The sequence below is a fragment of the Herbaspirillum sp. FG34 genome (assembly GCF_057809315.1).
The window spans coordinates 1-819 of the sequence record NZ_JBMDJS010000050.1 but is presented as its reverse complement, the minus strand read 5'-3'; the positions used below and the strand labels follow the sequence as shown (position 1 = coordinate 819).

General features: G+C 60.3%; 2 protein-coding genes. Both read right to left on the bottom strand.

What is annotated here, in order from left to right:
- On the bottom strand, positions 1-306 hold a 306-nt coding region (locus ACODSZ_RS23090), incomplete at its 3' end, for an ATP-binding cassette domain-containing protein (protein ID WP_488928645.1).
- A gap of 15 nt (positions 307-321) precedes the next feature.
- The coding region (locus tag ACODSZ_RS23085; RefSeq protein WP_488928644.1) for an ABC transporter ATP-binding protein at positions 322-819 on the bottom strand (498 nt) is incomplete at its 5' end.

The following is an 819-nucleotide window of genomic DNA, read 5'->3' as shown; positions in this document are numbered from 1 at the left end:
GTTTTCCTGGATGCTCATGCGCGTAAACACGCCACGCCCTTCCGGCACCATCGCCAGCTTGTCCTTGACCAGCTCGAAGGACTTCTTGCCCTTCAACGGATTGCCCATGTAATACACATGGCCATCTACCTTGCTGCTGGGCAGCGTGCCGGTGATGGCTTTCAAGGTCGTGGTCTTGCCCGCGCCATTGGCACCGATCAGGGTGACCAGTTCACCATCGTTGACCTCCAGGCTGATGCCCTTGACGGCCTGGATGCCGCCATAGGCCACGCTCAGTTGTTCGACTTTGAGGATGTTCGTTGTCATGTTCTGTGGTCTCGCTTAATGTCCTGCACCGAGGTAGGCCTCGATCACCGCCGGGTTCTTCTGCACGTCTGCCGGTACGCCTTCGGCAATCGGCTTGCCATAGTCCAGCACCGTGATGCGATTGCACAGGCCCATCATCAGCTTCACATCGTGTTCGATCAGCAGGATGGTCTTGCCTTCGGCCTGGATCTTGACCAGCAGCTCGCGCAGGCCCAGCTTCTCGGTGGCGTTCATGCCGGCCGCCGGTTCATCCAGCGCCAGCAGTTGCGGATCGGTCGCCAGTGCGCGGGCGATCTCCAGGCGACGCTGGTCACCATACGACAGGTGACGCGCCGTGCGACGGGCGAACTGGCCGATGCCCACGAAGTCCAGCAGCTGCTGCGACTTCTCGCGGATCGCCGCTTCTTCATCGCGTGCCGCCTTGTGGCGGAACACCGCTCCGAAAACATTTTGTTTGGTGCGCACGTGGCAACCCACCATCACGTTTTCCAGCACGGTCATTTCACCGAAGAG